The organism is Vibrio aphrogenes (assembly GCF_002157735.2).
Lineage (GTDB): Bacteria > Pseudomonadota > Gammaproteobacteria > Enterobacterales > Vibrionaceae > Vibrio > Vibrio aphrogenes.
This window is the reverse complement of sequence record NZ_AP018690.1, coordinates 799,870-814,199: the sequence shown is the minus strand read 5'-3', so window position 1 is coordinate 814,199 and position 14,330 is coordinate 799,870. Positions and strand designations below refer to the sequence as shown.

13 protein-coding genes and 2 pseudogenes are annotated in these 14,330 nt (G+C 40.5%); 8 read left to right on the top strand and 7 right to left on the bottom strand.

Going from position 1 to position 14,330, the window contains the following annotated elements; genetic code table 11:
• The first annotated feature begins 35 nt into the window (after nt 1-35).
• From VCA1004_RS14840 to rarD, 3 genes are all read left to right on the top strand, one after another.
• Nucleotides 36-665 (top strand): bifunctional 4-hydroxy-2-oxoglutarate aldolase/2-dehydro-3-deoxy-phosphogluconate aldolase, encoded by a 630-nt coding sequence (locus tag VCA1004_RS14840; protein WP_086981205.1) that lies wholly within the window; start codon nt 36-38, stop codon nt 663-665.
• Nucleotides 666-811: 146 nt separating this feature from the next.
• Nucleotides 812-1,807, top strand: a complete 996-nt coding sequence (gene gntR / locus VCA1004_RS14835) for a gluconate operon transcriptional repressor GntR (protein WP_086981204.1) — start codon at nt 812-814, stop codon at nt 1,805-1,807.
• Nucleotides 1,808-1,978: 171 nt separating this feature from the next.
• The gene (rarD, locus tag VCA1004_RS14830) at nt 1,979-2,881 is read left to right on the top strand and encodes an EamA family transporter RarD (protein ID WP_086981203.1); all 903 of its coding nucleotides are present in this window, start codon (nt 1,979-1,981) and stop codon (nt 2,879-2,881) included.
• A 143-nt stretch (nt 2,882-3,024) separates the two neighbouring features.
• Here the strand turns inward: rarD and VCA1004_RS14825 are convergent, their stop codons facing one another.
• The 6 genes from VCA1004_RS14825 to napF all read right to left on the bottom strand — a co-directional run bounded on the left by VCA1004_RS14825 (nt 3,025) and on the right by napF (nt 7,789).
• Nucleotides 3,025-3,162, bottom strand: coding sequence for a TIGR02808 family protein (locus VCA1004_RS14825; RefSeq protein ID WP_086981202.1), 138 nt, complete (start codon nt 3,160-3,162; stop codon nt 3,025-3,027).
• Between the two features lie 15 nt (nt 3,163-3,177).
• Complete coding sequence (locus VCA1004_RS14820) at nt 3,178-3,753, bottom strand: NapC/NirT family cytochrome c (RefSeq protein ID WP_086981201.1); 576 nt, start codon at nt 3,751-3,753, stop codon at nt 3,178-3,180.
• A gap of 68 nt (nt 3,754-3,821) precedes the next feature.
• Nucleotides 3,822-4,304, bottom strand: a complete 483-nt coding sequence (locus VCA1004_RS14815) for a nitrate reductase cytochrome c-type subunit (RefSeq protein WP_086981200.1) — start codon at nt 4,302-4,304, stop codon at nt 3,822-3,824.
• 87 nt (nt 4,305-4,391) lie between these two features.
• Nucleotides 4,392-6,884 (bottom strand): periplasmic nitrate reductase subunit alpha, encoded by a 2,493-nt coding sequence (gene napA / locus VCA1004_RS14810; RefSeq protein WP_086981199.1) that lies wholly within the window; start codon nt 6,882-6,884, stop codon nt 4,392-4,394.
• A gap of 63 nt (nt 6,885-6,947) precedes the next feature.
• Nucleotides 6,948-7,223, bottom strand: coding sequence for a chaperone NapD (locus tag VCA1004_RS14805; RefSeq protein WP_086981198.1), 276 nt, complete (start codon nt 7,221-7,223; stop codon nt 6,948-6,950).
• 83 nt (nt 7,224-7,306) lie between these two features.
• Nucleotides 7,307-7,789, bottom strand: a complete 483-nt coding sequence (gene napF / locus VCA1004_RS14800) for a ferredoxin-type protein NapF (RefSeq protein WP_086981197.1) — start codon at nt 7,787-7,789, stop codon at nt 7,307-7,309.
• Nucleotides 7,790-8,040: 251 nt separating this feature from the next.
• Between napF and narQ the strand changes: the two genes are divergently transcribed.
• From narQ to VCA1004_RS14780, 5 genes and pseudogenes are all read left to right on the top strand, one after another.
• Nucleotides 8,041-9,768, top strand: a complete 1,728-nt coding sequence (gene narQ / locus VCA1004_RS14795) for a nitrate/nitrite two-component system sensor histidine kinase NarQ (RefSeq protein WP_086981196.1) — start codon at nt 8,041-8,043, stop codon at nt 9,766-9,768.
• 33 nt (nt 9,769-9,801) lie between these two features.
• Nucleotides 9,802-10,177 (top strand): annotated as a pseudogene (locus VCA1004_RS15390) (response regulator); the annotation flags it as partial.
• A 62-nt stretch (nt 10,178-10,239) separates the two neighbouring features.
• Nucleotides 10,240-10,437: pseudogene (locus tag VCA1004_RS15385) on the top strand (response regulator transcription factor); the annotation flags it as partial.
• A 40-nt stretch (nt 10,438-10,477) separates the two neighbouring features.
• On the top strand, nt 10,478-11,179 hold the full coding sequence (locus VCA1004_RS14785; RefSeq protein WP_086981194.1) for a riboflavin synthase subunit alpha: 702 nt from the start codon (nt 10,478-10,480) through the stop codon (nt 11,177-11,179).
• A 271-nt stretch (nt 11,180-11,450) separates the two neighbouring features.
• Nucleotides 11,451-13,445 carry a sensor domain-containing diguanylate cyclase gene (locus VCA1004_RS14780; RefSeq protein ID WP_086981193.1) on the top strand — a complete coding sequence of 665 codons (1,995 nt, stop codon included), beginning with the start codon at nt 11,451-11,453 and terminating at the stop codon, nt 13,443-13,445.
• Nucleotides 13,446-13,569: 124 nt separating this feature from the next.
• Here VCA1004_RS14780 and pstB read toward each other — a convergent pair whose 3' ends face one another.
• The gene (gene pstB / locus VCA1004_RS14775) at nt 13,570-14,319 is read right to left on the bottom strand and encodes a phosphate ABC transporter ATP-binding protein PstB (protein WP_086981192.1); all 750 of its coding nucleotides are present in this window, start codon (nt 14,317-14,319) and stop codon (nt 13,570-13,572) included.
• Nucleotides 14,320-14,330 lie beyond the last annotated feature (11 nt).

The window sequence follows — 14,330 nt, the reverse complement described above, 5'->3', positions numbered from 1 at the left end:
TAATGTCTTGGAATCAATAAATTAGAGAGGAAAATATGAGTTGGATTATTCAACCAGAAGCAGTATTTAAAAGCTCACCAGTAGTACCTGTTATGGTCATTAACGAGTTAGATGACGCTGTACCAATGGCGAAAGCATTAGCAAGTGGTGGCATTAATATTTTTGAAATCACGCTACGAACTCCTGCTGCTTTGGCTGCGATCACAGCGATTCGTGCTGCATTACCAGACGCATTAGTGGGTGCAGGTACGGTGATCAACACTCAACAATATGATGATGCTGTTGCGGCTGGCGCTCAGTTTATTATTTCTCCAGGATACAGCGAAGTATTGCTTAAGCACGCGAAAGAATCTAGCGTTGCTTTAATCCCTGGCGTAGCCACTCCAAGTGAAATCGTAACCGCGTTAGAGCACGGTTACGATCACTTGAAATTCTTCCCAGCGGAAGCCAATGGTGGTGCTCCAGCGCTGAAATCGATCAGTGGTCCATTACCTCAAGTAAAATTCTGCCCAACGGGTGGTATTAGTCCAAAAAATATCGCCGACTACCGTGCCATTAAAAGTGTGGCAACTGTGGGTGGCTCTTGGATGTTGCCAAATGATGTACTTGAGAGCAAAGATTGGGCGAAAGTTGAGCAACTAGCAAAAGAAGCCGTGAACCTTTAAGTTTCTCGCGAGTATTAAGCCAAGAGCAAATACGTTCTTGGCTTTTTTTTCAGAGGCTTAAGTGAGTTAAGTGTCATTAAATCAATAGCTCTCACTTTCATCTTCCCTTATGATGTTACAGTAACATGTCGATGGAATGAGTTTGTATGAAGAAGCGTCGCCCTAATTTACAAGATATTGCAGATGAAGTTGGTGTCACTAAAATGACCGTCAGCCGTTGTCTACGTGATTCCTCAAAAGTATCCCCTACCACCTATAAAAAAATCATGGCCGCGATTGATCGTCTTGGCTATATCCCCAATAAAGCGCCCGAATTATTGGCTAATGCGCTAAGTCATTCTATTGGGATTCTAGTGCCATCGTTAACCAACCATGTTTTTGCCGAAGTGATTCGAGGCATTGAAGAAGTCACTGAAGCTCATGGTTATCAAACCATGCTTGCTCACTATGGTTATAGCGAAGAGATCGAAGAAGAAAGGATCGCTAATTTGTTGGCTTACCATGTGGATGGTTTGATTTTATCAGAAAGCCATCACAGTGAGCGGACGTTAAAAATGCTCGAGACTTCGGATATTCCGGTCATTGAAATTATGGATGTACATCCAAACCCTATTTTAAAATCGGTCGGCTTTGATAATAAGCAAGCGGGCTATGAAATGACACAACTCATGTTGCAACGTGGCTGCCAACAAGTGGTTTATTTAGGGGCTCGATTGGATGAAAGGACCAAGTTACGCTTAGAGGGCTATACTTGCGCGATGACGGAAAGACAAAAGCAGCCGCTCAGTCTTCTGACCGATCAGTCTTCTTCGTTTAGTTTAGGGGCTCAGCTATTAAATAAAGCCATCACTATGTATCCTAATTTGGATGGGGTATTTTGTACCAACGATGACTTAGCGATTGGAGCATTATTTGAATGCCAACGTTTGGGCATTCCAGTTCCGAAAAAAATCTCGGTAGCCGGCTTTCATGGTCATGATGTTGGACAAGCGATGGAGCCTAAGTTGGCAAGTGTCTTAACACCTCGTTTTAAAATTGGTCAAGAAGCAGCGAAACAATTATTAGCCAGCATTGAGCAAGAGTCCCCCAAGAAATCGACCTTAGATCTTGGATTTGAAATTTTTCAAGGTGGCACCATTTAACGGCTCAAGCTTATTGTAATCGTTTAAAATTCACTGCTTTGTCTTGCATGAGTCTATTCTCTTTTTTATGAATTAACAGGTGTTTATCATCAGTAATAAACACCTGTTAGCCTATCTTTTATCCCTATAAAACAATAAAATAACCATTATTTTCTTATGGTTTATTCAATTATGCTGAATCAAACGAAAACGTCTTTTGGCGTGACCTTAAATGTGTTGGCTTCGGCGCTATTTGCACTCTTATTCGCTTACACCAGTTTATTAAGTTCTTTAAATGGCGAAGAAGTGTATGGTTGGCGTATCGCGTTAACCTTTCCATTATTGACGTTATTTATTGTTGCTAATGGTTATTGGTCACATGTAATGGCGATGTTTTCACGTTTGAAGGCAGAGCCTTATTTTTGGGCTACTCGGCTTATTTCGTCTGTGCTAGTTAATATTCAATTGTGGCTTTTTTTGTGGGCACCAAGTAATGGTTATGCGCTTGCGGTATCACTCGGTTATTTTATCGTACCGATTGTGATGGTGGTGGTAGGGCGCTTTGCTTTTCAAGATAACATGTCTCGTTTACAAAAATTGGCTTGTTTATTCGCAGCCATCGGGGTGACTAACCAATTATTAGCGTCACAATCTTTTGCTTGGCCAACTTTGGTGGTGTGTTTAGGTTATCCCATCTATTTTTGGCTAAGGTATAAAACCAATACCAATAACTTAGGTTGTGTATGGTTAGATATGTTGCTGAGCTTACCTTTTAGTGTGTATTTTATTGTCAGCGATGGTTATGTCTTACAATCGATTACCAGTAGTTTTTCATTACTTTGGCTGGTACTGGGGTTAGGGCTAATCAGTGCGCTGGCGTTGGCTTTTCAGTCTTTATCTGCACCGTTTTTAAATATCAGCTTATTTGGGCTGCTTTCCTATGTTGAGCCCGTTTTGTTGTTGGTTGTATCGGTTGTACTGGGCGAGGTGATTCATGCCGATGAGTGGCCCACCTATATTGCTATTTGGTTGGCGGTGATGGTGTTGGTTTTGGAAGGAGTGCTCAGTATCAGAAAGCGTCCTTATTTGACTTAAGGAGAGCTTAAACCCTTGTGAGCCTAACGTAAGGTCTGGTTATTCTAGCAAGGAAAATATAAAAAATGCCGGCGCTGGAGTGGAGAACCATTTCAGCGCCGGCGTTTTTAGTTTTGATTTAAGTGTAATGCTGCGTCGTTATATCAATCTATTTGTTTATCTTTTGTAAACGATAAAATAGCAATACATACGACCGCCACCGCCACAAACCCACCTAAAATAATCGTTGGCATAGCGGCATAACCTAAAACGTGCCAGATAATGTACTCTAACGTGCTCATAATTTATCCTTTCTGTTATTGCCAGCCTGCAACATCTCTCATATCCGGTAATTTGTGTGCAATACCTTTATGACAGTCAACACAGGTTTTATCACCATCTGCCAAAGCCGTAGAGTGTTGTTTCACGGCGCGAGGACCTTGTTCGGAGAAATCCATGTAGTTAAATTGATGACAGTTACGACATTCTTTGGAGTCATTTTCTTTCATCCGTTGCCATTCACGATGGGCTAAATGTCCACGACGTTCTTTGAATTTCTCTTCAGTATCAATGGTGCCGATAAAGTGGAACAGTAATTCTTTAGACGCTTGTACTTTACGAACGATTTTATCAGTCCATTGATGTGGTACGTGACAGTCTGAACAGATAGCACGAACCCCAGAACGGTTGGAATAGTGAATCGTTTCACGGATTTCTTTAACGATAGGTGCGTGGCAGCCCGAACAGAATTCCTCTGTATTGGTGGCTTCCATACCGGTGTTAAAGGCACCCCAGAACAGTAACCCACCCATAAAGCCCATAAACAGAACAATCCCTGCAGCGGCTTTACTTGGTGTGGATAAACGCTTCCAAAAGTTTTTTAGTAATTTCATATTTTATACTCTTAATTCACTTCTCGAATGGCTTAGAAACGTGAAGGTCAGTTTCTAAGCCGAGCGTCTTAGTTTTTCAGTGAGTCAACGCTTTGGAATTGGTTTTCAACCAAAGGTTTCGCGTCGGCTTGTGGTACGTGACATTGCAAACAGAAGTAACGACGTGGCGAGACATCCGACAATACCGCGTCTTGACGGTTGACATAGTGCGTTACACTGATTTTGGTTGCGCCCATTTCTTTGGCATTTTTCCAGCTGTGACACGCGAGACATTTATTCGCATTTAATGACACTTCATAATTACGAATGGTATGTGGGATCAAGGGTGGTTGGTACACATAACTGGTATCAACTTGATGATCTTTAGGAAAACGCTTAAAGCTATCTGCTGGGCGGGTTGCTTCCAACTCTGTTGCTCCACGTAGTGACTCTACGCCACCGATGCCACCTGGATTAGTGACTGCAGGCGTGGTCGTTTCTGCATCTTCCGCTTGTACTGCGCCTATAATCAATGCGCTGGCGGCAAGCAATGCCATGATGATTTTTTTCATAATCTTCTCCGATTCTTTGTGGTCACTTAGCGGTTACTTTAGCTAAGTGACCTGAGAGTTATTGCTCAAGCATTTGATTCAATAGAATTAAACACTAGCGATTTTCGTTATCTTGACGGGACATTTTTTATAGTCTGTCTGTTTCGATAGCGGATCGGTGGCATCTAAAATCAATTTGTTGACTAGGATGCGAGCATCAAAGAATGGAACGAAAACCAAGCCTTTCGGCGGACGGTTACGACCACGAGTTTCAACGCGAGCACGAACTTCACCACGCGGAGAGGCAATCAATACTTCATCACCTCGGCGTAAGTTGCGCGCTTCAGCATCGTCTGGGTGAATGTAACAATGCGCATCAGGCACGGCTTTATAAAGCTCAGGTACACGGCGAGTCATGGTGCCGGTATGCCAGTGCTCCAACACGCGGCCTGTACATAACCATAAGTCATATTCTTCATTTGGTACTTCAGGTGGCGCTTCATACGGCGCTGAAATGATAAATGCTTTACCATCAGGTTTACCGTAGAAATCACGACCAGCGCGTTTTGCATAAGGGTCATATTCTGGATTAAAGCGCCATTGTGTTTCTTTACCATCCACGACCGGCCAACGCAGGCCTCGAACAGTGTGATAAACATCGTAAGGTGCTAAATCATGACCATGACCACGACCAAAGGCCGCATATTCTTCAAATAAGCCTTTTTGAACATAGAAACCCACATCTTTGGCATCATCGTTAAGCTCTTGGGCTTCTTCGAGTGGGAATTTATCTACATTACCGTTGCGGAATAAAATGTCATACATGGTTTTGCCACGTAGCTCAGGTGCTTTAGCCATTAACTCTTGTGGCCAAACTTCTTCAATCTTGAAGCGTTTTGAAAACTCCATGATCTGCCATAGGTCAGAACGAGCACCTTGTACTGGTGACACTTGTTGATACCAAGCTTGGGTACGACGCTCAGCGTTACCGTAAGCCCCTTCTTTTTCTACCCACATTGCGGTTGGTAAAATCAGATCGGCCGCTTGCGCAGTAACGGTTGGGTAAGGGTCAGAACACACAATAAAGTTTTCAGGATTACGATAGCCTGGTAAACGTTCAGTATTAATATTTGGACCAGCTTGCATGTTGTTATTACACATCACCCAATAAGCGTTTAATACGCCATCATTGAGCATGCGATCTTGTTGTACCGCGTGGAAGCCGGGTTTTGCAGGAATGGTGCCTTCGGGTAATTTCCAGATTTTTTCTGCAGTTTTACGGTGTTCAGGGTTGGTTACGACCATGTCTGCTGGTAAGCGATGTGAGAAGGTACCCACTTCACGAGCTGTACCACAAGCAGAAGGTTGACCAGTTAATGAGAATGGGCTGTTGCCTGGTTCTGAGATTTTACCGGTTAATAAGTGTAGGTTGTACACTAAGCTTTGCATCCAAACGCCACGAGTATGTTGGTTCATACCCATGGTCCAAAGTGACATCACTTTTGTTTTTGGATCCGCGTATTGTTTGGCTAAAGCAATCAAATCTTCAGGTAAAACGCCTGACATTTCAGCCGCTTTTTCTACTGTATAAGGGGCGACAGATTGTTTGTATTGCTCAAAGTTGATATTAGATAAATCGCCTGAGTTAGGGTTTTTCGCTTTGAGTTGCAAAGGGTTGTCATCACGCAAGCCATAACCAATATCGGTCGTAGCTTGTTTAAAATGGGTGTGCTTATTGACGAAATCCCAGTTAACGGCATCGTTTTGAATGATGTAGTTTGCAATGAAGTTAGCAATCGCAAGGTCAGATTGAGGGTGGAAAACCATGCCGCGATCAGCCAGTTCAAAAGAACGGTGATAGTAAGTAGAGAGCACGTTAACGCGAACATGTTCATGGCTTAAACGGCGGTCTGTAATGCGAGTCCATAGTACAGGGTGCATTTCGGCCATGTTAGAGCCCCAAAGCACAAACGCATCCGCATGTTCGAAGTCGTCGTAACATCCCATTGGTTCATCGATACCAAAAGTACGCATGAAACCTACTACCGCAGAAGCCATACAGTGACGTGCGTTGGGATCGATGTTGTTAGAGCGGAAACCGGCTTTCATTAATTTAGATGCGGCATACCCTTCCATAACTGTCCATTGACCTGAGCCAAACATACCGACACTGGTTGGGCCTTTTTCTTTTATGGCTTTTTTGAATTTTTCTGCCATGACATCAAATGCTTGATCCCAAGACACGGGAGCAAAGTCACCATCTTTATCAAATTGACCATTTTTCATGCGTAGTAATGGCGTATTTAAACGATCTTTACCATACATGATTTTAGATAGGAAATAGCCCTTGATACAGTTTAAGCCTTTGTTAACCGGCGCTTCAGGGTCACCTTGTGTCGCAACTACTCGTCCATTTTGTGTTCCCACTAAAACGGAGCAGCCGGTACCACAAAAGCGGCAAGGAGCTTTGTCCCATTTGATTGCCGTTTCATTGGAGCTGACAATGAGATTGGTCGCTGAAGCGGGGAGAGTGATCCCTGCTACTGCGGCGGCTGAAGCGGCTGCATTTGCTTTAACAAACGCGCGTCTTGTCATTTTCATACATCACCCTCGGGGTTTTTAATCCAGTGTTTTATCTAAATGATTTAGATAATGAACTTGTTATTATTTTAATGTGTCTGCTTCATCATCGAGGTTTTGCTCGATTTGATGAAAAACCAATGCTGTGCTTAAGACATGATCGAGTTGGTTGATCGCATCGATGGTGTCTGTGATGTAACCTTGGTTTTCAGTTTCAATCACAACCACTAATTTGCCTTCTTCACTTTCGCCGTATATTTCTGTGCCGTCAAAAGACTCAATGGTTGCCTTGGTCGGTGCTAAATATTCAGGCATCACATGAACGACTAAACTTGAAATATGTACTTCATTAAGTGACATGAATGTTCTCTATATTGAGTGTTAAAATGGAATAATGGAGCACTGCTTTATTTATTGCTTTATTGCTTTATTGCTTTATTGCTTTATTGCTTTATTGCAATGGCATCCACCGGGCAAACCGAGACGCATGCACCACAACCATTACAAAGCGCTGTATCTATTTGTGGCTGAGCGACGGAACCTATCGCTAATTTGAAGCGAATAGCTTGAGGTTCACAACTGTCGCCACAACTGCGACAATCAATTCTTCGGGGAGCAAGACAGGTTTCGCTGATGCTTGCTTTTACTTGCCATGCTGCCTCTTCTTTTGAGTTAAAAAGTGGCTCAGGGCATGCCTGTGCACACTGATAACAAAAAGTGCACTCACCGAGGTTAAAATCGACTCGAGGAAAGCCACCATCTGAGAGTTGAATAATGCGCTCAGGACAGGCTTGAAGGCACTTTCCACATTGAGTACACAAATCGGTAAATAAATGGTCTTTTACCCAAGGTAAATTGGGTTTTCCGGTGTCTTTTCGACGCGTAAAAAGTTGTCGTCGAGATAAATTTATTTGCGAATTAGACACATTGATAACCTTGTTTATACACCCCAAGAAATGGGTAAAATATAAACAGCATCAAATATTTATTTACCCTTATAAAATTGTAGTTTTTATCAGTAAAGCTGAAATACCCACAAAGGGGTAATTAATAGGCAGGTTTGTTTTAGATCAATTTTTGCTCTGTATAAACTTCACACATTTGAAAAGGCATCAAGTAAGATGAACGGTATGTTTAAATTACTTTGATCATTGCTATAAAAAGAGATGACCCTATAGTGAACGCCATTCGTTATTCCAAATATTATGTTGCGCCCAAAAAGCCGATTGCCTCGACAATTGCTAAGGGATTGATGTCGATTCTTATCTTGGCAGTGATTGCCATCGTGGTGGGGATGTTGACGATGGTTTATAGCTTAAAAGATGCTGAAATGATTAATGTTTCAGGTTCACTACGAATGCAAACCTATCGCTTGGCGTATGATATTCAGACCCAATCGCCTCACTTATCCCGCCATATTCAAAGCATGAATGAGTCTTTACATTCATCGAGTATGCAATCACTCGATACAATGATCGTGCCCGATTCCATTAAGCAAGAGTACCAACAAGTGCTGCATCGCTGGAAATTGTTATCGTTCCAGCTTGAGTCTGAAAATCCTTCTGGATATTTAAATCAAGTGGAAGGCATGGTGGCACAACTGGATAACTTTGTTTTCAATTTGCAGCGCTTTTCAGAAAATAAGTTGAAAATATTCGCATTGGCGAGTGCTTTGTGTTTATTACTGGTATCGATCATTACGGTGTTAATTGTCCGCTTTGCACGTAATAAGATCGTCCAGCCATTAGGTGAATTAGTGGAGGCCAGTCAGTCTATTCAAGATAAAAACTTTGATATTCGCCTGAATATTAATAGTGAAACAGAGCTGGATGTTTTAGGGCAATGTTACCAGTCTATGGCGAATGAACTGGCTCAGCTTTATCATGGCCTAGAGCTGGCGGTGGATAAAAAAACACAACAGCTGCAACAAGCCAATGATGCGTTAACCATTCTTTATGATTGTTCGGAAGCGTTGTCCAGTTCACGGTTATCGATTCCTGATTTTCAGTCGGTACTCGACAGTTTTATTCAGGTCGATGGTGTGCTGGCTTGTCGTTTATCGATTGATGAAAAAGAAGGCGGCCAAATCGAACTGACAGTAGGCCAATCACAAGCGTCTTTAGAATGGAAACAGTTTCAATTAGAAGAAAATAATATGCCGTTAGGCGTGCTGCAATGGCAACAAACAAATCCACAATTAGACAAGGTCTTGATGGAAAGTTTAGGGCATATTTTAGCCAGAGCACTGTATTTCACGCATAATCAAAAACAAACAGAGCAATTAATTTTAATGCAAGAAAGGGCGACGATTGCCCGCGAGCTCCATGACTCATTAGCACAATCGCTATCGTATTTAAAAATTCAAGTCACTTTACTTAAACGAAATTTAAATCAAGAATTGTGTGTGAAACGCTGTGAAGTGGCGACCGATATCATCAAAGAAGTGGATCAAGTGTTATCTCAAGCCTATACCCAACTGCGAGAGCTCTTGAATACTTTCCGCTTAAAAATAGAAGAGGCTCATTTTGGTGAGGCATTAAAGCAATTGCTTCATCCATTAAAATCGCAAACCGACGCACGTTTATACGTTGATAATCAACTGCTTTCTATTGGCCTAGATGCACAACAACAAGTGCATTTATTACAGTTTATCAGAGAGGCGGTTTTGAACGCGATTAAACATGCCAAGGCAAATAATATTGATGTTGTTTGTCATCAAGATGATAGCCTGATTCGTGTTACTATTGAGGACGATGGCGTTGGTTTTGATGTCAATAAACCCAAGCTCAATCATTATGGCTTGAGTATTATGCAAGAGCGAGCCTCTCGGTTAGGGGCGGATTGCTCTATCCAATCTTATATTGGGCAAGGTACTCAAATTCGACTAGAGCTGCAATTAAGCTGAGCACATGCTCATAAAGAATAAGATAGGTAACTCATGACAACGACCGTATCAAAAGTATTGTTAGTTGATGATCATCCACTCATGCGCCGTGGTATTGGACAACTCTTAAGTTTAGAAAATTGTTTTGAAGTGATTGGTGAGGCCAGTAATGGGGTAGATGCCTTAGCCCTTGCTAATGAGTTAACTCCAGACCTTATTTTGCTCGATCTCAATATGAAAGGTATGTCTGGGTTAGATACGTTAAAGGCGATGCGCAAAGACGGTATTGATAGCCAAATCATTATTTTAACGGTCTCTGATAACCCAGCCGATATTGATGCATTAATCAAAGCTCAAGCGGACGGTTATTTATTAAAAGACAGTGAACCGGATGAATTGGTCGAATTATTAAAACAAGCTCAGAAAGGTGAGACCGTTTATAGTCGTCTGGTGCAACAGTATATAGAGACTAGAGGCGATAATGATAACCTGCTCGATCAGTTAACCGATCGAGAAATGCAAATTCTACAAGAAGTCGCAAAAGGCTATCGAAATAAGCAAATTGCCGATCATTTATTTATTTCCGAATCTACCGTTAAAGTACACATGAAAAGCTTATTGAAAAAACTGAATGTGGCTTCACGTACCGCCGCAACCGTATTGTATCTCGATACTTATGGCCGTGATTAACGTGATGGGTTAAATAAAGACTAGAGGTTTAGGAAGAGACATGTTTACAGGAATCGTTCAAGCAGTAGCAAGGTTAGAGAATATCTCTGATTCACACGGTATTCGTACTTTTGATATGCAATTTCCCTCAGGCTTTTGCCATGAGATTGAAATTGGTGCCAGTGTTGCCGTTGATGGCGTGTGTTTAACCGTCACGGAAATAATTACCCCGAATAAGCTGCGTTTTGATGTGATGCTTAAAAGCTTACAAATTACCACACTTAGCCGTTTCGTTCCGGGTGACACAGTGAACGTAGAGCGAGCGGCCAAAGATGGCGCAGAGATAGGCGGGCATCCTTTGTCTGGTCATGTAGACTTTACGGCGGAAGTGCTCGAGGTTGCTCATATTGAAGATAATTACCGTGTGCGTATCGGGGTAGAAAAGACCTGGATGCGTTATATTTTTTCCAAAGGTTATATCGCTATTAATGGTGCCAGTTTAACCATTGCCGATGTGGATAAAGCCCACAATTGGTTTGATGTATGGTTAATTCCTGAAACTCGCCGTATGACGACTTTTGAACACAAACACACTGGTTCGAAGTTAAATATTGAAATTGAACGCAGTACACAAGTTTTGGTGGATACGGTGCGTGAGAGTTTAGAAGAAAATTTAGGTCATTTATTGCCGTTATTAGAATCTCTATTACAAGAAAAGAATATCGATTTGACCAATTATATTACCCAACCTAAAAATAAATAATCATTCTTTCAATGTATTAATGCTTAATTATTGTTTTGCATTTTTATCATTCTGTTGGCGGCAAGGATGCTGCTATCCACTTTATGGATGAATCGGGCTTATCTATTTATTATTTAAATTTAAAAATAGAAGTCAGTTCATAAAAAGCACACATTAAGTCATTACTTTATTGGAAACGATAAAGGAACAGCGTATTCTTTCTAGATCGCTAATTCTGCATATATTGTTCGGGTAAACGAGCTTTTATCCAGTCAGTTCTAGGTTGTTTATTATGATGTTAAAGAATGATAAGCCTTTCCGTTACCAAACGGTTTGTCTTAGTGTGCTGTTTTCTTTATTAGTCACGGTGAGCTTTGCTTACCATGAATACGATACTCTCAAGGAGCGTATCAATTCAGACATTTTGCCTTCTGTTGTGACCGATCTTAATACCATTGCTAATCACACGCAGAATCAATTTGAATTTTTACAATTTACCGCATTGAAAAATGATGCCATGTCTACCGGCTTTCATCCCATTATTACGGAAGCCCAGCCACAATTGATTCATCACTGTTTATCAAAAATAGAAAGCAGGCCAGGCACTCAGCTTTTTTCTAATCGAGCACCAGAACCGTTAGATAATTCGGATCTTCGCAATGGTATTCTATTAGGGAAAGGTAATGTTAATGAATACTCTATAGAAGGCTTAAACATACTGTGCACTGTTGTTACTACTGCGAGTACTAATTCAGAAGTGATTAGGTTAGTACGCAGCCACCCTATGTTAAGTTCTCAATTTTACTTTTTACCTAAAAATGAAGATTATATATTTCTGTTTAATCAGTCATTCTCTGATTCAGATTTAGATGAGTATTCAACGCCTAAAATAAAAGAGCAATCTAAAGAGAACTCTGACTATACATTATGGGTTTCCCATCCTTATATTGATGAAAAAACAAATAAAAAAGTGATTAGCTTTGTTGAAAATATTAAAGACTATCATGGGGAGGTGATCGGGTTTTTAGTTCGAGATTTATATGCAGATAATTTAAAATCATTAATCGCTCAATCTTTAAATAAAAGAGATACCAATATTACCTTGATGGATTACGCAGCAGTAACTGTCACGAATAATGATAATGTTATCTTCTCCAGCTTCCCACCTTCGATAGAGCATACAGATACAGATTTGCTTACCTTTAAAGACAGCGATAAAGACTATATACCATCTGATTTTGGTGAGATGCACATTGGCGTAAAAATTCCATTTATTTTCATGGTAAGAATGATATTTAATGAACAAAGTTACTTATTCTTCTTACCATTTTTTATGTTTTTGTTTAGCTATACCATATTGCAGCAGATGCTACATGGCATCCGAGAAAGTGATAAGCAATACTATGACTCATTAACAAAAGTATTTAATCGTCAGGGTCTACATCATAAAGTGTATAAAAAAGTGGATAAAGCTATCGGCAATCATAAAAAAGTTCACCTCTTTTCTATTGATGCAAATAAATTTAAACATATTAATGATAAGTATGGCCATGATATGGGCGATAAAGCTATTCAATTAATTGCTTCGACGGCTCAACATATATGTAAGCCTAATGATGATATTATTCGACTAGGTGGTGATGAATTTTTAATTGTTTTATATATTGATTCATCAAACCCATTTGACCCACAACAATTTATAACCCGCTTTAATCAAAAGTTAGCTTATGATTGTAAAGCTAAATCGGTACCTAGTTTTACCATCAGTGCTGGTTATGTGATTTATAGCGTTAAAGAGCATCAAACCTTCTCACAAGCTATCAGAGAAGCCGATGAGATTTTGTTGAATAAAAAGTCAGTCGATAAAATTGAATCTATATGTGAAGAGTTTGATAGTTTTGATATTAATTTATCGAGCCATGAACAAGAGATAAAGTTGGATATGTTGAGGAAGTTTAACTTTGTTGAAGCCGAGAGCCTGCTACAAATGGAGTTAAATCCTAAAATATTATCGGCTTATCGTGGAAAGTTAAGTTACTTGATCAGTAATTATTTTCAAATGATTTATGAATGTTGCCGTGAGAATGATGATTTGCACCATTATCGTATGAAAATCATTGATAGCCACTATAAAACGGGCATTCCGATGTCGATCTTTTACTTCTTGTTTGTGAAGTATAGTAATTTTTTATTGCGAGATAGCGAAATAAGTCATGAGGAGTTTGTGATTAACAATCGCCTTCTTGCTTATGAATTGCACTTTATTTCTAGTTTAAAAACTCGGTAAAGTGAATGTGCTGGCTATAAAAAAGCCCCTCAGTAAGGGGCAAGAGTTCCATCGCTTTTTATAGTTATTTGGTAAGAGCTAGGTTAATACAACCTAGCTCTTTCATTCCTATGATCCTTAAGGCTTAACCAAAATCACCATTAACGTAGCCTTGAGTACGGTCATCTTTAGGGTTGCTAAAGATGATTTGAGTGTCGTCATGTTCGACTAATTCACCCATCAAGAAAAACGCAGTACGGTCTGAAATACGACGAGCTTGCTGCATGGAGTGCGTAACGATGACAATGGTAAATTCTTTCTTCAATGATTCCATTAACTCTTCAATTTTATGAGTCGCAATAGGATCCAGTGCTGACGTTGGCTCATCCATTAAAATCACATCAGGTTGCATGGCAATAGTACGTGCAATACATAAACGTTGCTGTTGACCGCCAGAGAGGCCAAATGCGTGTGATTTTAAGCGATCTTTCACTTCATCCCATAAGGCTGCACCACGCAGTGATTTCTCAACGACTGAATCAATGTGTTTTTTGTCTTTGATGCCTTGAGCGCGTAGACCGTAGGCCACATTTTCATAAATGCTCATAGGGAATGGATTTGGCTTTTGGAAAACCATACCCACTTTAATGCGCAGATCAGAAACATCAATATTGCCGTAGATGTCATGGTCATCCATGGTGATCTTACCGGTAATTTTTACCCCAGCGATCAAGTCATTCATGCGGTTTAGGCAACGAAGTAGTGTGGATTTACCGCAACCAGAAGGACCAATTAGCGCTGTAACTTTCTTTTGTGGAATTGGCAGATTAATGTTTTTCAGCGCTTGGTTTTCACCGTAGAAAAGGTCTAGGTTTTCGATATTGAATTTATTCATTATGTTATCTC